Below are 22,787 nucleotides of genomic sequence, written 5' to 3'. Positions count from 1 at the left end.
CTTCTAACACATTCCTAACATAATAAGGCCTAATATTTATGTATTTTTAACGCTGTTTAACCGCATCCAAAAAAAATGAAACATCTACTTTTATCCCTTGCGGCGATAGCTCTAGTGAGCTCCTGTGCCGAAACCGAAAAAAAAGACCCAATTATTGTGACGTATCATAAAACCAAAAAAGTCGATACCGTAGACACCTATTTCGGTACCGATGTGCATGACCCTTATCGCTGGCTAGAAGACGACATGAGCGAAGAGACCGGAGAATGGGTAAAAGCACAAAACAAGGTGACCTTTGGATACTTAGATTCCATTCCTTTTAGAAAAGAACTAAAAGAACGCCTTTCTTCCCTTTGGAATTATGAAAAAGTAGGTTCCCCTTTTAAGGAAGGTGACTATACCTACTACTATAAGAACGATGGCCTACAAAACCAATATGTCATCTACCGATACAAAACTGGGGATGACCCAAGTACGGCAGAGGTATTCTTAGATCCCAACACCTTTAAGGAAGACGGGACCATCTCTTTGGGCGGACTTACCTTTTCTGAAGATGGAAAAACGGCAGCCTATAGTATTTCTGAAGGAGGTAGCGATTGGAGAAAGGTGCTTGTTATGAATGCCGAAACCAAGGAGATTATTGAAGACACCCTACAGGACATTAAATTTAGTGGGCTTTCTTGGAAAGCCAATGACGGTTTTTTCTATTCCAGCTATGACAAACCAGAAGGTAGTGAGCTTTCTGCGAAAACCGATCAGCACAAACTGTACTATCACAAACTGGGAACTTCCCAACAAAATGACGAATTGGTGTTTGGAGGAACTCCTGAAGAAAAACATCGCTATGTAGGTGGTTATGTAACCGAAGACAACAAGTATTTGGTCGTTACGGCCAGTGTTTCTACTTCAGGAAACAAACTTTTCATTAAAGACCTAGAGCAAAATGGTGATTTTATTACCGTATTGGATCATACCGACAGTGACACCTATGTTATGGAAAATGAAGGGTCTACTCTATTCTTAAGCACCAATTTGGATGCACCGAACAAAAGAATCGTAAAAGTAGATGCTGCCAATCCCACTCCTGAAAATTGGGTGGATTTCATTCCAGAAACAGAACACGTATTAAGCCCTTCTAGTGGTGGAAAATACTTCTTTGCCGAGTATATGGTAGATGCCGTATCCAAGGTGTACCAGTATGATTTTGATGGCAATAGGGTACGTGAAATTGAACTTCCCGGAGTGGGAAGTGCCGGTGGATTTGGAGCCAAGAAGAAGGAAACCGAATTGTACTATTCCTTTACCAATTATGTGAACCCATCGACCATTTATAAGTTCGATATGGATTCTGGAAAATCGCAATTGTACCGCAAGTCGAAAATAGACTTTAATCCAGACGATTACGTGAGTAACCAGGTCTTCTACAATTCTAAGGACGGTACTAAGGTTCCTATGATCATTACCCACAAAAAAGGGTTGAAAATGGACGGAAAGAACCCAACCATCCTTTACGGATATGGTGGTTTCAATATTTCGTTGACACCCAGCTTTAGTATTTCTAATGCGGTTTGGATGGAACAAGGCGGTATCTATGCAGTTCCTAACCTTCGTGGAGGTGGAGAATACGGAAAAGAATGGCATGTTGCCGGTACCAAAATGAACAAACAAAACGTATTCGATGATTTCATTGCTGCTGCAGAATATCTTATTGCAAACAACTATACTTCTAGCGATTACTTGGCCATTCGCGGGGGATCCAACGGAGGTCTTTTAGTAGGAGCTACTATGACACAACGCCCCGATCTTATGAAAGTAGCGCTTCCTGCTGTGGGAGTTTTAGACATGCTTCGTTACCATACATTTACCGCTGGAGCTGGTTGGGCCTACGATTATGGAACGGCCGAAGAAAGCCAGGAAATGTTCGAATACCTAAAGGGATACTCACCAGTTCATAATGTAACAGCAGGAACGAGTTATCCAGCGACTTTGGTTACCACAGGAGATCATGACGATCGTGTGGTTCCGGCACATAGTTTCAAGTTTGCGGCAGAGCTTCAGGAAAAACATTCAGGTCCAAATCCTGTTTTGATTAGAATTGAAACGGATGCAGGTCACGGAGCGGGAACACCTGTTGCCAAAACCATCGAACAATACGCCGATATTTACGGATTTACCCTGTTCAATATGGGATACGAGGTACTCCCTGAAAAAGTAAACAGCGCTATTAAAGAATAATTCTTTTTGAATAAAACATTAGGAAGGTTGTGTAAGACGTCTCGACTGCGCTCGACGTGGCAACCTTCCTTTTTTAATATCCCATGCTTCAAGTACACATTGCTTCCTTCTCTTATACCGAAAATGAAATCCTGAAGAATATTTCCTTTTCACTGAACAAGGGGAAACACCTTGCGGTACTTGGAGAAAGCGGATGTGGAAAATCTACGTTGCTTCACTTGATCTATGGCTTGCTTCATTTGGAACATGGGAGCCTCTCATGGAATTCAAAACCTTTGTTGGGCCCAAGACACAATTTGGTTCCGGGAGAGCCTTTCATGAAACTGGTGGCCCAAGAATTCAATGTCATGCCTTTCATCACGGTAGCCGAAAATATCGCTACACACTTAAGTAGATTAGATGCAGAAAGTGACGACATGAGGGTTTCGGAGCTGCTGAAGGTCGTAGATCTAATCGAACACAAAGATCGCATGGTGAAAGACCTAAGCGGAGGACAGAAACAAAGGGTAGCCCTGGCAAAGGCTTTGGCAAAGGAACCCGAATTATTATTGTTGGACGAACCTTTTAGCCATATCGATACCTTCAGAAAAAGCAAGCTCAGAAGAACTCTTTTCGACTATCTAAAAAAGAAAAATATCGCTTGCATTACAGCCACACACGATAGTGAGGAAGCTTTGGCATTTTCAGATAAATTGCTCATCCTGAAAGATGGAAAAATGGCGGCTTTGGGGACACCCGAAGAAATCTACGCATCACTTCCCTCGGTCTTCGTCGGGCGGTTTTTTGGAGAAGTGACGGAGGTCCCAGCTGGGATTCTTTCAGAAAAAAAACATATTCTGCTTCCTCATCAATTACGCGTTGTGGAAACAGCAACTGCCTTGAAAGTTACAGTAGCCCAAAGCTTCTTTAAAGGGAGTCATTATCTCATCATGGCCCATGCGAATGGAATCGACGTGTTTTTCCAACATCCATCGAGCCTCGATCCCCACACTGAGTGCTTTTTGCAAAAATTGCAGTAAATTGTTGGAATAATTAGATTCCCAATTTGAGGTTGTCCAAGTATTTCGGTTTTATCCTATGTGCCATTTGGCCACTTATTTCCTATGCACAGGAACTACCTCCGGTTATCCAATTTCCCCCAGAGGAGTATGGTGCCGACAATCAGAATTGGATGATCTCCCAGGATGATGTAGGGCGTATCTTCATTGCCAATACCAAAGGCTTATTAGAATATAACGGTGCTACTTGGAACCTTTATCCTTCGCCCAATGAAAGTATCGTTCGTTCCGTAAAGGTTATAGGCGAACGAATATACACGGGACTCTACATGAATTTTGGGTATTGGGCACGAACATCCAATGGTACTTTAGAATATCACTCTTTAAGTGAAGAATTGGGAATAGACATCATAGACGATGAACATTTCTGGAATATATTGGAACAGCATAAATGGATACTGTTTCAGTCCTTGGACCGAATCCTAATTTTAAATACGGAAGATAATACCGTAGATAGCATTGAGGCCGAGGGCATGGTTTCTAAGGTATATGCCTATAATGATGAAGTCTATTTTCAAGTCATGGAAGAAGGGCTCTTCCGTATTGAAAATGGAACCAAAGTCCTCGTCAACGATTCCGATGTAGCCAAAAACATCCGTTTAATCGGCCTATTTCAATTGGGTAATTCACCTGTATTTATTTCTGAAAACCGTGGCTTTTATTATCTCTCCGATGAACAACTAGTCCCATGGGAAACCCCAGCAGACAACATCCTACTGCAACAAACCATTTACAATGCCCTGCAAATGGAAAACGGCAATCTCGTTTTGGGAAGTATCGCGAATGGAATATTCATTCTATCTTCAGAAGGGGATTTGCTCTATAACCTTAGTCAAGGAAATAGCCTAAGCAACAATACGGCCCTTAGTGTTTTCGAAGATAGGGACCACAACGTTTGGGTAGGATTGGATAACGGAGTGAACTGTGTTAATATGAACGCTCCCTTACAGAACTATACCGATCAGAAAGGAAGATTGGGAACCACCTATGCTTCGGTAGTGCATCAGGGAGCACTTTACTTAGGGACCAATCAAGGATTGTTTTACAAACCCTCCTTAGATGAGACCGAATTCAGTAGAATTGAAGGAACCGAAGGGCAGGTTTGGTCCTTAAACCTGATAGACAACACCATTTTTTGTGGTCACAATACAGGGACTTTTGTTATTGAAGGGGATCGTGCCACACTCATCTCTAACATCCCTGGAGCATGGGATCTACGCACAGTTCCCAATAGACCTAATCTCATTCTGCAAGGAAATTATGAGGGATTCCATACCCTTGAAAAAAGAGACGGATCCTGGGAATATGGTTCTAAAATGGAAGGTTTCGACATATCCGCCCGGCAATTCGAATTTGCGTCCGAAAATAAGGTGTTTGTGAACCATGAATACAAAGGGGTTTTCGAACTGATCCTAGATCTGGACGCCAAACAGGTATCGAACTACTCCAAGTTGGAAAACCCGAAGAAAGGGGCCAACTCCAGTTTGGTAAAATATCTGGATACCATTTATCATTCCAGTAGGAATGGGATATTCTCGTATGATCCGACCTCGGAAACCTTCAATAAAAGCGAAAACTTAAGTTCCATCTTTGTTGAAGACGAATACATCTCAGGAAAATTGGTGAGCAGCGGAGACAAACTATGGGCCTTTACCAAGAACTATTTATGGTTCATAAGCCCGGAAAAATTGGGCAGTTCCTATCGCATTGAAAAGATTTCCATTCCACAGGAAATTCGAAATGAATTGGAGGGCTATGAGAACATTACCCCTTTTGGTGATGATCAATATATTTTTGGAACCTCAAGCGGATATCTCATTATCGACCCTTACACAAATCCCATTACCGAACTTGAGATTTCAATTCATCAGGTGCAAGCTACCTCATTCTCAGAAAGTCCCGTTCTTCTCTCGCTTACCGAAAATCAGGAATTCGAGGCCTCACAAAACAACATCTCATTTCAATACCATGTGCCGGAGTATCAGAAATACCTACTCACCGAGTATCAATATATGTTAGAAGGGAGTTATGATTCCTGGAGTCCGTGGAGTTTTGAAAGTTCTGTTTCCTTTAAAAATCTAGAACATGGTGACTATAACTTTAAAGTGCGGGCCAAAACCAACAATGCCTATTCTAAAAACATTGCTTCGTATGCCTTTACCATAAAACGCCCTTGGCACCTTTCCTATAGTGCCATTGCTGTTTATTCTTTCTTGGGCTTTCTCACCGTACTACTCATTAACTATCTGTACAAGCGTTACTATCGCAAACAGCGGGAACGCATTTTAGAAAAGACCACAAACGAACTTAAACTGAAAGAGCTGGCGGCCCAAAAGGAAATCATTCAGCTTAAGAATGAGAAACTAAATCAGGACATCGAATCCAGAAACCGTGAGCTAGCGGTTTCTACCATGAATATGATTCGAAAGAACACGCTACTCAATCAGATTAAATCCCAACTTTCGAAAGAATACGAACTCTCTCCAAAAAGTTCGGTGATCAAACTCATAAATGATAGCATTAACACCCAAGAAGAATGGAAGTTCTTCGAAGAAGCTTTCAATCATGCCGATAAGGACTTCTTCAAAAAACTAAAAGAGCTGCACCCAGACCTTACTCCAAATGATCTAAGGTTGTGTGTCTATTTAAGGCTGAATCTTTCTTCCAAAGAGATTGCTCCACTCCTCAATATTTCCCATCGAAGTGTGGAAATAAAACGCTATAGACTTCGGAAAAAAATTGGGCTGGATCGAGAAATTAACCTAAACGACTACTTCATAGGCCTATAATCGCTACAACATGGAGGCATCATAACTCAACATTACCACAACATTTTGGTATTTTTGATTAATTTTCGTAATTAATAATTAAACAAAAAAAGTAGGTAAATTTTGCTAAAGCCCCATTTTTAGGGCTTTTTTTACATCATATTCTCAATTTTAGGCTCATTTCGTTGCGTTGTATACTTTTTATATAGCGAAAAAGAGACCTCATCATTTTGTATGAGGGTATATTTCGGTAATTAATCAGCCTATGAGGAATTGCTTCTTTTTTTTGTGTGCATTTTTGGCCATTTCGGTAAGTTTTGGCCAGTCATTTAGTGTGAGTGGAACGGTTCTCGACAGAGGAACCAACGAACCCCTCTTAAGTGCTTCTGTAGTTCAGAAGGGAACTAATAATGGGGTCACCACCGATTTCGATGGAAATTTTACAATTAACGATATATCGTCCGGCGATGTTTTGGTCATTTCCTACCTCGGGTTTGTAACCCAAGAAGTAACCGTCGCGTCCGATACGGCCATCACCATCTATTTGGAAGAAGACATTGCTTCCTTGGATGAAATCGTGGTTATTGGATATGGTGCCAAGCGGAAAAAGGAAATCACCGGAGCGGTTGCTGTTATTTCTTCCGAAACAATTGAAGAATTAAAACCCGCCAGAATAGAGCAAGCATTACAGGGACAAATTTCAGGGGTTCAAATTACGTCGCAATCCGGTTCGCCAGGAAGTGCCTTGGATATTCGGATTCGAGGTATTTCAACCAATGGGGATAACCGTCCACTTATTTTGGTAGACGGTAACGTGATTGAAGACCTTAGTGTCCTCAATCCAGGGGATATTGAAACCATTAATGTATTAAAAGATGCCACCGCTGGTATCTATGGGGTTCGTGCTGCAAACGGTGTGGTACTGATTACGACCAAAACGGGACGCAAGCAATCTCCCATCACCATAGAGTACGATGCCTATGGTGGAATACAAGAAACCACTCGGAGTCTTCCCACCTTAAATGCTACAGAATATGCACTGTTAGCCAATGAGGCTTTCGCCGCCAATGGAGAGCCCATCTTATTCAATAATATTAATGGATTGGGCCGTGGAACGGATTGGCAAAGTGAGGTTTTCTCTAGAGCGCCTATACTTAATAATAGTGTTACCATGCGGGGAGGATCTAAAAAGTCTACCTATTCTGCAGGGGCTTCCTTGCTCACCCAGGATGGAATTGTAGGTGGGGACAAGGCCAACTTTACGAGATATACGGCACGACTCAATTACAATACGGATTTGCTTGACAACCTTAAGTTCAAATCCAGTTTAATTTACACGGGAACGAAACGTAAAACACTTCAGGAGAATGCTATCGGATCTGTTTTGTACAACGCACTGAACATGGATCCAATCTTGCTTCCAAGAACGGAAAATGGGTTTTCGAGAGCCGAAAACCTTCCTATTGAGGTAATTAATCCATTGGCTCAAATAGAAAGCACGTTTAACAACACCAAAGTGGACAGAATAAGTGGTGTTTTCGGGCTTAACTACAATTTCCTCGATAATTTTTCTGCAGAAGTAAACTACCAGTGGAATTATTCGGAAGTACGCGGAAGATTCTATTTCCCGGTGGCCGATTTTGGGGTTCAGGGTGTTTCGGACAAGGTATTTGACCGTGACGTGAGCGTTTTGGTTGAAAACACACAATTCTTTAGGGATTACACCTTCGATGCCTTCATTTCCTATGACAATACCTTTTGGGAAGACCATAAAGTAAATCTTACGGTAGGAACCTCGGTTTTCAAGACCACAGGTGACACCTACAGCATTACCGGAATCAATCTTCCCGATGTTGGTTTTGCGCAAGTAGACATCAACGATGCAGAAACCATCGTGGATAATTTCATGACACGCAGCAATCGGGTCTTCGATTCGCGACTATTATCCTATTTCGGACGTTTGCAATATGATTATAAAGGAAAGTATCTTTTCTCTGCAGTCGTTCGCCGAGATGGTTCTACCGCTTTTGGTCCAGACAACAAATTCGGAATATTCCCTTCCTTTTCGGCAGGGTGGATCGTTTCGGACGAAAATTTCATGTCGGACAGCAACATTTTCAACTTCCTGAAGCTGCGCGGTTCTTATGGTATTATAGGTAACGACAGAATTCCGGCATTTGGGTTTGCTTCCTTACTCAATGGAGAAGGAGTGTACGTTTTCGATGACGAATTGGAATTTGGAACAGCCATTGGTGCCATTTCCAACCCAGAAATTAAATGGGAAGAACAACAAACCCTAGATGTAGGGTTGGATGCGCGCTTCCTTCAGAATAAACTAAGTCTTGAAGTAGACTATTTCAATAGGGAAACAAAAGATCTGCTTTTGGTAGTACAAACTTCGGGTACCACAGGTTCTACTGGGCCAGGTTCTGGAAACCCTTTGGCGAATGCGGGGACTGTGAGAAATACCGGTTTCGAAATGGCTGTTGGTTATCAGGACAAGCTTTCCCCTAATTTTTCATTCAATGTCAATTTTAACGCTACTTGGTTAGACAATGAAGTACTAAGCGTAAATAACGGAATTGGTTTTGAACCAGGAGGTGCTTTCGGTATTGGACAGGCCTTCCCAGCACGAATGGAAGAAGGATTCCCGTTAGGGTATTATTACGGATTTGAAACCGATGGACTCTTTCAAAATATAGATGAAGTAAATAATCATCCTTCTCAAATAGCGCTTGGAGCAGAAGCCCAACCTGGAGATATCCGCTTTGTGGATCAAAATGGGGACGGAGTTATAAATGAAGAAGATCGTACCAACATTGGAGATCCTATTCCAGATGTTACCTTGGGATTGAATCTTTCCTTCGAATACAAAAACCTAGATTTCCGATCCTATTTCTTTGCCTCCATCGGTAATGATATTGTTCGCAATTACGAGAGAAATCACCCCCGTACCAACAGAACCACGAACTATTTGGATCGCTGGACAGGTGCAGGAACTTCCAATGATTTTCCAAGGGTCACCACAGGAGCGACTTCTAACCTAGTCTTCTCAGACTTTTATGTGGAGGACGGCTCCTTCATTAGAGCCCAAAATATGCAATTGGGGTATTCATTGAGTGAAAAAGCCTTGCAACAATTGCGATTAGCCAAATTGAGATTCTATGTGTCTGTAAGCAATGCCTTCACACTAACAAAATATAGAGGATACGATCCCACTGTTTCCACAGGAGCTCCCATTGGAGGTGGATTCGATCAAGGACTGTATCCAACACCAAGAACCTATTTACTTGGAGTTAACCTGAAAATATAATAAGCCGCCATGAAATTAAAAGTAGTACTCATCCTAGTTCTGTTCACTGTACTCTCCTGCAGTGATGATTTTGTCGATGTTGATTCACAGGATCAGAACTCCGAAAATTTCTTCAATTCTGAAGAAGATTATCAAAACGCACTCATTGCCGCCTATGATATGTTGCAATCCTCCTACCTCAATGTAATGGTAGGGGAAATTGCCTCCAACAACACCTTAGCGGGAGGGGAAAATGCAACCGATGTTATTGGTATACAGCAAATTGACGACATGATCCATACACCCGTGAACCAACAGCTTCGCGACATTTGGAGTTGGATGTATGCTGGGGTGAACCGAGCGAATTACATCATGGAGTTTCAGGATAAAACCGATTTCCCAAACAAAAACAATGTCTTAGGGCAGGCACGATTTCTAAGAGCTTATTACTATTTCGAATTGGTAAAGTGGTTTGGTGATGTTCCGTTAGTGGTAGATCAGCGTATCGATTTTGCCTTGCAAACGCAATTGGACCGTACGCCTGCTGCTGAGGTTTATGCACAAATTGAAGCCGATCTTATCTATGCTTCCAACAATCTTCCCTATACACAAACACAGACAGGAAGAATTACAAAAGGTGCTGCTCTTGCTTTATTGGGCAAGGCGTATCTATATCAAGATAATTTTCAGGATGCCGCACGGGTTTTGGACGAACTCATAAATGAAGGGCCCCACAGCCTCATTGCAGACTTCACTACGCTATTCGAAAACGACAATGAAAATACCCAAGAATCGGTGTTCGAGGTACAATACACAGATTTGGAAGGAGCTGGCTTCGATTGTTTACAATGTAGTGAAGGGAACGTGGCTGTAGGATTCAATGGACCAAGAAATTTCAATGGCCCGCTTTTCGAATCAGGATTCAGTTTTAATGTTCCTACCCAAGAAGCTTACGATAGTTATGATGAAAATGACCTGAGAAGAGACATCGCCATCCTAAACATCGAGGCATTTGCCGAAGCCAATCAGGATTATAACAACGGAGCTGGTGTGTCTTGGACCGAAGGGTTTGAGCATACAGGTTTTTTCAACAGAAAATACATCCCAAGACAGGGAGATACCAATATTGGGGACCAAAACCTTACCAATCCCAATAACTATCGTTCCATTCGATTTGCCGATGTACTATTAATGGCGGCCGAAGCACACAACCGCGGAGCCGGAAACGATGCTGTAGCACTTACCTATGTAAATCAGGTACGCCAAAGAGCAGGCTTGGAAGATCTCTCCCTTGGGGGCAATGACCTTACCCAAGCCATTTATCAAGAAAGACGTTGGGAGCTAATGGGAGAAGGACATCAATTCTTCGATCTTGTAAGAACGGGCAGGGCCGCTGCCGAAATTCCCAATTTCATGGCCGGAAAACACGAATTGTTTCCCATTCCACAAATAGAAATTGAACTCACCGGAAATCGCTGGGCACAAAATCCAGGGTACTAAAGAGAAGAGCATGAAGAAAATACTATCAATCATATGTCTTATTTCCACCGTAGCCCTGTTTATCGGCTGTGCGGAGGATGACGATTTGGGCTTGGTTAACGGAATCGCGGTTCCGTCCAATTTGGCCCTGCAGGTTCAAATGGCGCAAGATAATTCGGGATTGGCCACCTTAACCCCTAGTGGAGAGTCAGCTTCCCTATTTACCATCGATTTTGGCGATGGGTCCGATACAGCAGAGGTTTCCCCAGGAAGCAGTGTAGAACACGTTTATAGCGAAGGTTCTTTCGAAGCCACATTGACCGCACAAAACATTAATGGGGAAACGGCCCAGTTTGTACAGCCTATTACGGTTTCCTTTTTACCTCCCGAAAACCTTGAGGTTACCGTGAATCCGGTTCCCGGAGATAATTTTTCGATCACCGTATCTGCCACAGCCGATTTGGCGGTTGGCTTTGAGGTACTTTTTGGTGATGTAGACGGAGAAGTACCGACACCTATGATGATCGGGGAAACTTTGACACACACCTATCCCGATGTAGGGGAATTCGAGCTTACGGTTACCGCCTTAAGTGGTGGAAGTGAGACCATACAAACAACGGTTACGGTCCTTATAGAAGACCCTCTCGCACTTCCTATCGATTTCGAATCGGAAACAGTGGAATATATATTCACCGACTTCGGAGGCGGGTTTGGCTCTGTTGTAGACAATCCAGATCCTTCAGGAATCAATACCAGTGCCACTGTGGGCCAGTTCTTTAAAGAAGCAGGAGCGCAGGTATTCGCAGGAACGATCCTCGATCTAGGGGACCCTATCGATTTTAGTAGTAATACCGCTTTCCGAATGGATTCATGGTCCCCAGAAGCGGGGCTTACGGTGAAACTGAAGATTGAAAATGCATTGGATTCCAATATTGCAGCCGAAGTGGATGCCGTTACGGGCGCCGTTGGTGCATGGGAAACCTTATTCTTCGATTTCTCTACGATCGACCTATCTCAAGAATATTCTAGGATCGTGATTTTCTATGACTTCGGAAATGAGGGAACCGATACGACTTTCTATTTCGATAATATTGCACAAACGACCTTGGCTACCGAGGAATTCGACCTAGTTGAAAACTTCGACGGTACGCCGCCCGTGTTTACAGACTTTGGTGATATTGGGGAAACTGTTGTCACTGCCAACCCATCTATTGGAGGCATGAACGAAACGCCTAATAGCGCTCGTTTAACGAAGAATGTTGGAGCCCAGGTTTGGGGTGGAACCTTCTTCGAACTTACCGATGCTCATATCCAGTTCGCAGCCGTGAAGAAAATGCGATTAAAATCCTATTCACCCGCTACCGGAAAAGTGATAAAACTCAAGCTGGAAAATGCAGATGCCAGCATTACCCACGAGGTAGATGTAAACACTACTGTGGCCAATGCTTGGGAGGAGTTGGTCTTCAACTTCGCCGATGCACCCGATGCCCAGTACAATAGAGTTGTGGTATTCTATGACTTTGGAAATGAAGGCGACGGGTCCGAATATTATTTCGATGAGATAGAAGTGGGTGAAGGCGGGCTTGTTTCCACTCTCCCTTCTAGTGCTATTGAAGATTTTGAAGGAACACCGCCCACCTTTGTTTCTTTCGGAAATATTGAAGATGCACAAGTAGTGGCCAACCCCGATACTTCGGGTATCAATACCTCGGCCATGAGTGCCAGTCAGGTAAAAACGGCTGGATCTGAAGTCTGGGCAGGAACTTTCTTTGAAGTGGCTTCGCCATTAGACCTCGGCTCATTTAATAGAGTGAATGTAATGACCTATGCCCCTGCTTCGGGCATCACCATAAAGCTGAAGTTGGAGAATGCCGATGCCAGCATTACCCATGAAGTAGATATAGTTAACTCCGTTGCCAATGGTTGGGAACAGTTGAGTTATGATTTTAGTGGAGCCCCTTCGGCCGATTATACCCGAATCGTCATCTTCTTCGATTTTGGAAATCCTGGCGATGACTCCACCTATTATTTCGATGAAATTGAATTAGCAAATTAAAAACGCTACCGCTATGCAGAAGATTATAAGAACATTAGGCATTTTATCCCTTTGCTGTCTCGTTTGGGCCTGCCAAGAGGATGATGCAGAATTTGGAGCCATAACAACCCCAACCAACCTTACGATAGATGTTTCTATTGCCAATGATCAATCTGGAAATGTAACCGTTACCCCTAGTGCTCAAGGAGCCACCATTTATCATGTATTCTTCGTGGCCGAAAGTGATCCCGTGATCATTACACAAGGGGAGCAAGCCTCTTTCAGATATACACAATCCGGTCAGTATTCACAGGAGATCGTAGTGGTTGCCTATGGAACCGGAGGTGCTTCCAGTTCCCAGGCCGTGGTGATCGATCTGGATGTGATTTTGGAAATCGACGCCATTACCCTTCAGAATATCGCTGGAGCTGCCAATGTTGGAAAACGTTGGGTTTGGGACTCTTCCAACGCCGGTCATTTCGGAGTGGGAGATCCTGCAGTGGACTTTCCGAATTTCTTTAGTGCATCTCCCAACCAATTGGATCCGTGTTTGTACGATGACACACTTACGTTTATGCATGACGGGCAAGGGAACTACACATTTCAACTAGATACAGCAGGTTCTTCCTTCATCAATTGGGCAGAAGTAAAACGCTTTTTCCCAGATGCAACACCGGGAGAATTTGTGGACGAGTGCCGCGATATCAATAACCAGATTGCGACCGACACGGAGTTTGTCATTGTGGAAGAGAATGGTACTTCAACCCTCACGGTCACCAACAGTACCATGTCTTACTGGTCGGGTGCCACTTCCTATGAAATTGTAGAGCTTACCGAAAATGTACTTACTATACGTGGGCTTCAGGATCCTTTCGATCCTCCTGGACAACAATTGGCCTGGTACCACACCTTTGTACCCGACTCTGGCAATCAGGAACCCGAATGCGATTCTGGACTTACTGGCAATACCGGAAGCGGTAATATGGATGTCTTGGTTTGGGCCGATGAATTTAATGAGGACGGAGCTCCTTGTTCGGAAAATTGGACCTATGACATTGGAACCGGAAACGGCGGATGGGGTAATGGTGAGTCTCAATATTATACCGATAGACCCGAAAATATTATTGTAGAAGACGGACTCTTAAAGATTACTGCGAGAGCCGAGTCCTTCCAAAGTAGCAATTATACCTCTTCGCGCATTAAGTCCGAAAATCTATTCGAATTTACTTACGGAAGGGTAGATGTACGTGCAAAATTCCCAACGGGTGGCGGCACTTGGCCTGCGATCTGGATGTTGGGAGCCAATTTCGACATTATTGGTTGGCCCAATTGCGGGGAAATCGATATCGCCGAACACATAGGAAATGATCAGGACGTGGTTTACGGTACATTGCATTATCCTGGAATGTCTGGAGGTAATGCCAATGGAGACGAAATTGATGTTCCCAATGCCTCGACAGAATTCCACGTTTACTCCGTAGAATGGGATGAAAATGAGATCGTCATCTTCGTGGATGATGTCCCCTACCATACGGTACTTAACAATGGAAACCTTCCCTTCAATGCAGACTTCTTCCTCATTCTAAATGTAGCCATGGGAGGAACCTTTGGAGGTACAATTGACCCCAGCTTTGTGGAATCTACTATGGAAATCGATTATGTAAGAGTGTATCAATAAACCTTAGTCATGAAAATATTCACCAGTATCCTAATAGCGCTTTTGTTCCTTCCCCTAGGACATAAAGAACCTGTTGCCGAAAAAGTTTCGGAAACAAAACCCGATCCTATTCTTATTGAAAAGAAAGTAGACTCTTTGCTCAGCATCATGACGCTTGAGGAAAAGATTGGCCAAATGAACCAATACAATGGTTTCTGGAATGTTACCGGCCCCGCTCCCCAAGGAGGAGATGCGGCAAAAAAATACGATCACCTTAGAAAAGGCTATGTAGGGTCCATGTTGAACGTACGAGGTGTAGAACAGGTAAGAGCCGTTCAAAAAATTGCCGTAGAAGAAACCCGTTTGGGCATTCCGCTCATTATTGGTTTCGACGTTATTCACGGCTATAAAACAATGAGTCCCATTCCCTTGGCAGAATCTGCTAGCTGGGATATGGAAGCTATAGAAAGTGCAGCCCAAGTGGCTGCTAGAGAAGCTGCTGCTTCCGGTATTAATTGGACCTTCGCCCCTATGGTAGATATATCGCGTGACGCGCGCTGGGGACGTGTCATGGAAGGCGGAGGGGAAGACCCTTATTTGGGTGCTAAAATCGCCGCTGCACGTGTAAAAGGCTTTCAGGGAGACAATTTATCCTCAGAAAAAACCATTGCCGCCTGTGCCAAACACTTTGCTGGATATGGATTTGCTGAAGGAGGCAGGGATTATAATACCGCCGATTTTGGCACATCGACCCTCTACAATACCGTTTTCCCTCCCTTTATAGCGGCTAAAGAAGCGGGAGTGCGCACCTTTATGAACTCCTTTAACGAATTGAATGGAATCCCTGCTACGGGAGATAAGTTCCTTCAGCGGGACATCTTAAAAGGAAAGTGGGAATTCGATGGTTTTGTTATTTCAGACTGGGGATCCATTCGCGAAATGATCGCTCATGGTTATGCCAAAGATGGAAAGCATGCCGCAGAATTGGCCGTTTTAGCCGGATCTGATATGGACATGGAATCCTATTTATATGTAGCCGAGTTAGCCCAATTGGTTAGGGACAAAAAGGTGGACGAAACTGTCATAGACGACGCTGTGCGAAGAATTCTTCGGGTGAAGTTCGAGTTGGGTCTATTTGACGATCCCTATAAGTATTGTGATCTGGAAAGGGAAAAAAGCGAAATCAATTCCAAAGAGAATCACGATGCTGTCCTGGATGTCGCCAAGAAATCCATTGTATTATTAAAAAATGAAGGGAATCTACTTCCCTTAGATAAATCTGGCAAAAAGATCGCCCTTATTGGTTCCTTAGCCGCTGACAAAAACAGCCCATTGGGAAGTTGGAGAATTGCAGCAGATGACAATACAGCTGTTTCCGTATTGGAAGGAATGCAGGCATATTCTGGAAACGAATTGAACTATGCCAAAGGCGCCGATATCGCCAAAGGTCCTACCAGTTTCATTACGGAAATTGAAATAAATGAAGACGACAAAAGCGGGTTCCCCGAAGCAGTTGCGGCAGCTAAGGCTGCCGATATAGTAGTTATGGTATTGGGTGAACTTGGTTTTATGAGTGGAGAAGGAAGAAGTAGAACTACGATCGACTTTCCTGGCGTTCAACAAGAATTGTTGGAAGAAATCCACAGGGCAAACCCCAATATTGTCTTGGTCGTAAATAACGGTCGTCCATTAGACCTCAGTTGGGCCGATGAAAACATTCCTGCCATTGTAGAGGCTTGGCATTTGGGTAGCCAAAGCGGACATGCCATTGCACAGGTGCTTTATGGCGATTATAATCCGAGTGGAAAATTGCCGATGTCCTTTCCTAGAAGTTTAGGGCAGGTGCCATTATACTATAACTACAAAAATACGGGGCGTCCTGTAATTCCAGCTCCGAACCTAGTGTTCTGGTCGCATTATACGGACGAACAAAATTCTGCACTGTATCCTTTCGGACATGGGCTAAGCTATACCTCTTTCGCGTATAACAAACTATCCGTAGACAATGCTTATGCTCAAAATGGAACCGTAAATGTTTCAGTAGAAGTGAGCAACACAGGGAAAGTAGAAGGCAAAGAAGTGGTGCAGCTATACATCCGCGACCTATATGCCTCCGTAACCCGACCCGTAAAAGAACTAAAAGGATTTGAATTAGTAACCCTAGCCCCAGGTGAGACCAAGAAGATTTCCTTCCCTCTGACGCATAAAGAATTAGGGTTCTATGATAATCATGGTAATTGGCTGGTAGAACCCGGCGAATTCCACGTGTTTGTTGGGGGGAGTTCTTCTACTCAATACCACAAAACATTCGAGCTTAAATAAATGAAGTTTCTTTTTTACATATCGCTCTTAGCACTTTTCGTTTCATGCGATTCCTCGCCTGAGCTTCTTTTCGAAGATAATTTTGAGGGGGCTTCCCTTAATGAAGAAATATGGAATTACGAATTGGGCGATGGTTGTCCCAATTTATGTGGTTGGGGAAATAATGAACGCCAACTTTACACCAAGGAAAATGCACGCCTAGAAAATGGTTTTTTAATCATTACCGCAACCAAAAGGGATTCTATTTACAACTCCAGTCGGATTACCACCAAGGACAAAATGGAATTTCAGTATGGAACGGTAGAGGTGCGCGCCCAGCTGCCCACAGGACATGGGCTATGGCCCGCGATCTGGATGTTGGGGAATGATATTGATACCAACATCTGGCCAAAATGTGGGGAAATAGACATCATGGAATACGTGGGCAGGGAACCGGGGATTATTTATACCTCATTACATACCCCAGCCAGCTTCGGGAATACCATTAATTCCAAGAAAACAGAACTTCCCAATATCGAAGTGGGTTTTCATACCTACAAAATCAATTGGACAAAGGAGGCCATCGATTTCTATATAGATGGCGAACACGTATATCACTTTTCGCCTCAAGAAAAAAATGCAGATACATGGCCCTACGACAAGCCTTTTTATGTGCTTATGAATATGGCCATTGGAGGAAATTTTGGAGGACCCGACGTAGACGATTCCATCTTTCCGCAAGAATTCATTGTTGACTATATAAAAATTTATAAACACTAATGAATAGAGTTAACATTAAAATATTTATATGCCTTATCGCATTTTTTGTCACCTCTGTTGGGGTAGCTCAAAACAATCCGATAACTTTTGAAGCAGGAGAATTTGGAGCCGACTGGACTTGGACTGTTTTCGAGAATGGCACCAATCCGCCATTAGAAATCATTGCAAATCCAGATCCTTCTGGAATCAACACTTCGGCCACGGTGGCAAAGTTCACAGCCCTGCAGGAAGGAGCGCCCTTCGCAGGTGTTGAGTCTATGCATGGTGCAGATATTGGGACTTTCACACTAACGGCCGATAATGCCATTGTTCGGGTTAAGGTTTGGAAATCGGTTATTAGCGATGTTGGAGTTAAGTTTGCTACCCTGCCAGGAGCCTCTACAGGTGAATTAAAAGTACCTAATACCGTAGTAAATGCTTGGGAAGAATTGGTATTCGATTTCACTTCGATCATTGGGGAGCCCTCCTCTACGGACATTGATCAAATCATTGTGTTTCCCGATTTCGATGCACGCACCTCGGACAATATCATTTACTTCGATGATATCTCCTTTTCAGATTCCGTTTTAGACGTTTCCGATCTCGATGAAAGTACTATTACTGCCTATCCCAATCCTATGGATAACTACTGGACCGTAAAAGCGAATGACGCCCTTCAGAAAATAACGATTTATAATATTTCTGGCCAAGTCATAAAAACACAATTCCCTGATACAACTCAACATATGGTTGATGTAAGCGACTTGTTATCAGGAATATATTTTGCCAAAGTTGTTTCCCTATCAGGAGAGACAACCCTAAAATTAATTAAGAACTAAACTGAGGAATTCATCTTTTAGATATCGTATTATGAAAAAAATTACATTTCTTTTTGCCTTTTTAATCACTTCACTTGGCTATGCCCAAGTGATTTTCGATTTCGAAGGAGCACCTCCAACATTTAACGACTTTAATGGGTCATTTACACAAGTTATTGCAAATCCTGATGCAACGGGAATCAACACTTCGGCCAATGTAGCCGAAAATACGGTTCCCGCCAGTGCAGCATTTGCGGGAGTAAACATTCCCTTTTCGCTGGACATTACTACTGCGAAAGGATTTATTATGGATGTTTGGTCTCCTTTACCAAACACCCCGGTTTTATTGAAACTGGAAAATTCGGTAACGGGTGTCAATGTAGAGCGACAGGCTAATACCACTGCAGTAGGTGCATGGGAAGAACTTACGTTCGATTTCGGATCGGAAGGAGCTTTGACCTTCGATTCGATCACGGTTTTTATGAACTTCAACGTGATCGATCCCAATACCCAAGTATACTATTGGGATAACTTGGAGCAGTTCGTATTACCTCCCTCCCTTCCTTTCAATTTTGAAGGACAAGCACTAACCTTCAACGATTTTAATGGCTCATTTACACAGGTTATAGCCAATCCAGATCCTACTGGAGTAAACCCGAGTGCCAACGTAGCTGAGAACACGGTTCCAGGTGGTGCTGCGTTCGCTGGGGTAAACATTCCTGTGGATATTGATATCTCAACAGAAAAAGGATTCATCATGGACGTTTGGTCCCCTCTAGTGGGCACACCCGTACTTCTAAAGCTAGAAAATTCGGTGACAGGCGTCAATGTAGAACGACAAGTAAATATGACCACAACAGCGGCGTGGGAAGAACTCACTTTTGATTTCGGTTCAGAAGGAGCGCTCACCTTCGATTCGGTTACGGTTTTCATGAACTTCAACGTAATAGACCCCAGTACGCAAGTTTACTATTGGGATAACCTAGAACAGTTTGATTTGGGAACCCCGCCAGTATCGCTTCCCTTCAATTTCGAAGGTGGGCAAACCTTGACATTCAACGATTTCAACGGATCCTTCACTCAGGTGATTGCCAATCCGGATGCAACGGGAGTAAACACCTCAGCCAATGTAGCTGAAAACACGGTTCCGAGTAATGCCGCATTTGCTGGAGTGAACATTCCTGTGGCAGTAGATATTTCTGTACAAAAAGGATTCATCATGGATGTGTGGTCTCCCCTCGCTGGAACTCCGGTGCTTCTGAAGCTTGAAAATTCGGTAACGGGAGTCAATGTAGAACGGCAAGTGAATATGACTGCAACCAATGCGTGGGAAGAACTCACTTTCGATTTTAGTACCGAAGGAGCGTTAACCTTCGATTCCGTAACCATCTTTATGAACTTCAATGTAGTAGATCCTAACACGAATATCTTCTATTGGGATAACCTAGAGCAGTTCGATATTGGTGCTACCGTTGTAGAGCTACCTTTCGATTTTGAAGGCACACCTCCATTGTTTAACGATTTCAACGGATCCTTCACTCAGGTGATTGCGAATCCAGATCCAACAGGAGTTAATCCATCGGCCAATGTAGCTGAAAATACCGTGCCTAGTAATGCAGCTTTTGCTGGAGTGAATATTCCTGTTACGACAGATGTAGATATTACGGTTGAAAAAGGCTTTCGAATGGATGTATGGTCTCCCTTGGCAGGCACACCAGTGTTGCTGAAGCTAGAAAATTCGGTGACAGGGGTCAATGTGGAACGACAGGTAAACATGACCACCACCAATGCATGGGAAGAGATCACTTTCGATTTCAGTACCGAAGGAGGGCTAACCTTCAATTCTATCACAGTGTTCATGAACTTCAATGTGGTAGACCCCAATACCAATATCTTCTATTGGGACAATTTGGAACAGTTCAACTTCCCAGCGACTCTGCCAATTGATTTTGAAGGGAATCAGCCTCCGTTAAATGATTTCAACGGATCCTTTACTCAGGTGATTGCAAACCCGGATGCTTCGGGTATCAATACCTCAGCCAATGTGGCCGAAAACACTGTGCCAAGCAACGCGGCTTTCGCAGGGGTAAATATCCCAGTGACCACCTTGGATATAAGTGTGGACAAAGGCTTTATTATGGACGTTTGGTCTCCATTGGCCGACTTGCCCGTATTACTGAAACTCGAAAATTCCGTAACAGGTGTCAATGTAGAGCGCCTAGTGAACATGACACAGACCAATGCGTGGGAAGAACTTACGTTCGACTTCAGTTCGGAAGGCGATCTTACCTTCGATTCGGTGACCGTATTTATGAATTTCAATGTCGTAGATCCGAATACCAATATCTTCTATTGGGACAACTTGGAGCAGATCAATATCATCATTCCGCCAGCCAATGATCTATGCGAAAATGCTGTGCCTATTAACTGTGGCGATATGATCATGGGAACGACCATAGATGCAACCGATGATACAGCTGCTGCGCCCGATTGTGACACGACCACAAGTGCACCAGGAGTTTGGTATGTATTTGACGACACCTCCGGTTTTGCTGCCGATATTTTCATTACTACCTGTAGTGCCAATACAGACTACGATACTAAGATTTCTGTGTACACAGGCGACTGTGGCGCACCCCCATTGACCTGCGTTGTAGGAAACGACGATGATCCCAACTGTACCGACTTCCAATCTTCGGTGAGTTTCCAAAGCGACGGGGCAACCACTTATTATATTCTGGTTCATGGTTTTTCTGGAGCTACCGGAAACTTCGAACTTTCCATGACCTGCGATTTCATTCCACCAACGAATGACGCGATCGGCAACTCTATCGACGTAGACGAATTAGGATGCCCATACACCGATACCAATGTGGCTTTACAATATGCTACGGTGGAAGGTGACAATCCATCTGGATGTAATATAGATGGTGCCAACGGAGTGTGGTACAACATTACTCCTGAAAGTGATGGCGTTATTTCTGCGGCCATAGCCTCTCCTGCAGGAGCAAGTTTTGTGAACTTCTTTACGGCTCCCGATGAAAACGCTTCGGTAAGTGATCTGGTACTGGTAGATTGGTTCGATAACCAATGTGCCCCATCCACTTCGACTACCATTCCGGTTACGGGTGGACAAGCTTACTACATCTATGTAGTGAACACCGGCGGTGCTAGTGATGTAACGATAGACTGCGATCTACTAAGCGTAGATGAAAACAATCTTTCCAACATTCAAACTTTCCCGAATCCGGTAGATTCAAAGTTGAATGTACAGGCCAATGATCCTGTTGAAACAATCACGGTATACAGCATTTTAGGACAAAAATTAATGGATAAGGCGCCAGATGCGACTTCTGTGGAAGTGGACATGTCCATCTTGGAAAGAGGAGTATACCTAGTTGTCATTGCAACGGAAAGAGGAACCAAAACGGTTCGAATACTTAAAAATTAAACTCGAATAATAACTAAAAAGCGATATTATGAAACAGATTTATGTAACCATTGTACTAGTGCTTAGCTTCTGTGTGGGAGTACAGGCACAAAACACCGTAGAAGTAGATGCGGGAGCCAGTTGGATTGGCTTTGCCAATGTTTTTGATCTTCCAGCCGATGGAGGAGGATATGTTTTTGGAGAAGTGTGGGGTGTCCCAGACATTCAAACAATCATAGATGTGGGAGCGGGAACCGTTACACTACACCCTAACTTCAATACCTATGCAGATAACCCAACCGATCCGTTTTGGGTAAACCAAACCACGGGGGAAGGAAATAAGATTTTTGAAGGAAACACCTTTGTAGAGGATAATGGCCTAGTAGGCAGTGAACTTACCTTTAATGGATACACCGAAAGCAATACGTTAGATTCTGAATACACCGCCATGGCTTTCATTAAGGTGTTTAACGGGGATTTCTCTGTGTTGAAAATTGAAACTGCCGAGTTAATTGCAGGACAGAATTTTTCCATTACCTATACCGATGTGGCGCCAGAAGATGCTGTGGTACAGTACGGATTCTACGTTTCTGGGGTAAATGCAAATCCAGCAGACGAAGCTGCTTTAGGAAATATCGTAGTAACCGCGCCTGTGTTGAGTGTAAATGATATAAATGCGGTGAATGTTTCCGTATATCCAAATCCTGCGAACAAGGTTTGGAACATTTCAACTACAAATCAGAACATTCAAAGCGTAGCTATTTACGACGTGCTAGGAAAACTGGTTGCACAGCAAACGGTGAATGACACAGCTGTGGCGATCAATAACGAATCCCTCAATGCTGGGGTGTATTTCGCACAGGTAAAAACCGACGCAGGAACGCAAAGCGTAAAACTCATTAGAAAGTAATTTTTTTTCATTTTTTATATTTTATTAAGTTTGAGTCAAAGGGGT

The 22,787-nt window shown here is 43.5% G+C and carries 12 protein-coding genes; all 12 read left to right on the top strand.

What is annotated here, in order from left to right:
• Positions 1–75 precede the first annotated feature (75 nt).
• The 12 genes from POV27_RS13945 (at position 76) to POV27_RS13890 (ending at position 22,742) form a co-directional block, all read left to right on the top strand.
• Complete coding sequence (locus tag POV27_RS13945; RefSeq protein ID WP_272863400.1) at positions 76–2,235, top strand: prolyl oligopeptidase family serine peptidase; 2,160 nt, start codon at positions 76–78, stop codon at positions 2,233–2,235.
• An 83-nt stretch (positions 2,236–2,318) separates the two neighbouring features.
• Positions 2,319–3,254, top strand: coding sequence for an ABC transporter ATP-binding protein (locus POV27_RS13940; protein ID WP_272863399.1), 936 nt, complete (start codon positions 2,319–2,321; stop codon positions 3,252–3,254).
• A gap of 26 nt (positions 3,255–3,280) precedes the next feature.
• Entirely contained in the window at positions 3,281–6,082 is a 2,802-nt protein-coding gene (locus tag POV27_RS13935) for a helix-turn-helix and ligand-binding sensor domain-containing protein (RefSeq protein ID WP_272863398.1), read from the top strand.
• Between the two features lie 244 nt (positions 6,083–6,326).
• Positions 6,327–9,374 (top strand): SusC/RagA family TonB-linked outer membrane protein, encoded by a 3,048-nt coding sequence (locus POV27_RS13930; RefSeq protein WP_272863397.1) that lies wholly within the window; start codon positions 6,327–6,329, stop codon positions 9,372–9,374.
• A 9-nt stretch (positions 9,375–9,383) separates the two neighbouring features.
• Positions 9,384–10,853, top strand: coding sequence for a RagB/SusD family nutrient uptake outer membrane protein (locus POV27_RS13925; RefSeq protein ID WP_272863396.1), 1,470 nt, complete (start codon positions 9,384–9,386; stop codon positions 10,851–10,853).
• Between the two features lie 10 nt (positions 10,854–10,863).
• Positions 10,864–12,888 carry a PKD domain-containing protein gene (locus POV27_RS13920; RefSeq protein WP_272863395.1) on the top strand — a complete coding sequence of 675 codons (2,025 nt, stop codon included), beginning with the start codon at positions 10,864–10,866 and terminating at the stop codon, positions 12,886–12,888.
• Positions 12,889–12,901: 13 nt separating this feature from the next.
• Positions 12,902–14,545 carry a glycoside hydrolase family 16 protein gene (locus POV27_RS13915; protein ID WP_272863394.1) on the top strand — a complete coding sequence of 548 codons (1,644 nt, stop codon included), beginning with the start codon at positions 12,902–12,904 and terminating at the stop codon, positions 14,543–14,545.
• 9 nt (positions 14,546–14,554) lie between these two features.
• A complete protein-coding gene (gene bglX, locus POV27_RS13910) occupies positions 14,555–16,846 on the top strand; it encodes a beta-glucosidase BglX (protein ID WP_272863393.1) in 2,292 nt (763 codons plus the stop codon).
• A complete protein-coding gene (locus POV27_RS13905) occupies positions 16,847–17,605 on the top strand; it encodes a glycoside hydrolase family 16 protein (protein ID WP_272863392.1) in 759 nt (252 codons plus the stop codon). It begins immediately after the preceding gene.
• Positions 17,605–18,423: a T9SS type A sorting domain-containing protein gene (locus POV27_RS13900; protein ID WP_272863391.1), complete on the top strand. Its 819-nt coding sequence runs from the start codon at positions 17,605–17,607 to the stop codon at positions 18,421–18,423. The genes POV27_RS13905 and POV27_RS13900 overlap by 1 nt, the downstream gene beginning before the upstream one ends.
• Before the next feature lie 31 nt (positions 18,424–18,454).
• On the top strand, positions 18,455–21,853 hold the full coding sequence (locus POV27_RS13895) for a T9SS type A sorting domain-containing protein (RefSeq protein WP_272863390.1): 3,399 nt from the start codon (positions 18,455–18,457) through the stop codon (positions 21,851–21,853).
• A gap of 28 nt (positions 21,854–21,881) precedes the next feature.
• Positions 21,882–22,742, top strand: coding sequence for a T9SS type A sorting domain-containing protein (locus POV27_RS13890; RefSeq protein ID WP_272863389.1), 861 nt, complete (start codon positions 21,882–21,884; stop codon positions 22,740–22,742).
• Positions 22,743–22,787 lie beyond the last annotated feature (45 nt).

The organism is Aureisphaera galaxeae (assembly GCF_028561275.1).
Classification (GTDB): Bacteria; Bacteroidota; Bacteroidia; order Flavobacteriales; family Flavobacteriaceae; genus Aureisphaera; species Aureisphaera galaxeae.
The sequence above is the reverse complement of the archived record's forward strand: the minus strand, read 5'-3'. Positions and strand labels throughout refer to the sequence as shown.

Excerpts from the sequence above, each read along its gene's own strand:
- POV27_RS13920 (WP_272863395.1), top strand. The coding sequence starts at position 10,864 with ATGAAGAAAATACTATCAATCATATGTCTTATTTCCACCGTAGCCCTG.
- POV27_RS13930 (WP_272863397.1), top strand. The coding sequence starts at position 6,327 with ATGAGGAATTGCTTCTTTTTTTTGTGTGCATTTTTGGCCATTTCGGTA.
- POV27_RS13895 (WP_272863390.1), top strand. The coding sequence starts at position 18,455 with ATGAAAAAAATTACATTTCTTTTTGCCTTTTTAATCACTTCACTTGGC.
- POV27_RS13940 (WP_272863399.1), top strand. The coding sequence starts at position 2,319 with ATGCTTCAAGTACACATTGCTTCCTTCTCTTATACCGAAAATGAAATC.
- POV27_RS13890 (WP_272863389.1), top strand. The coding sequence starts at position 21,882 with ATGAAACAGATTTATGTAACCATTGTACTAGTGCTTAGCTTCTGTGTG.
- POV27_RS13945 (WP_272863400.1), top strand. The coding sequence starts at position 76 with ATGAAACATCTACTTTTATCCCTTGCGGCGATAGCTCTAGTGAGCTCC.
- bglX (WP_272863393.1), top strand. The coding sequence starts at position 14,555 with ATGAAAATATTCACCAGTATCCTAATAGCGCTTTTGTTCCTTCCCCTA.
- POV27_RS13905 (WP_272863392.1), top strand. The coding sequence starts at position 16,847 with ATGAAGTTTCTTTTTTACATATCGCTCTTAGCACTTTTCGTTTCATGC.
- POV27_RS13915 (WP_272863394.1), top strand. The coding sequence starts at position 12,902 with ATGCAGAAGATTATAAGAACATTAGGCATTTTATCCCTTTGCTGTCTC.
- POV27_RS13900 (WP_272863391.1), top strand. The coding sequence starts at position 17,605 with ATGAATAGAGTTAACATTAAAATATTTATATGCCTTATCGCATTTTTT.
- POV27_RS13925 (WP_272863396.1), top strand. The coding sequence starts at position 9,384 with ATGAAATTAAAAGTAGTACTCATCCTAGTTCTGTTCACTGTACTCTCC.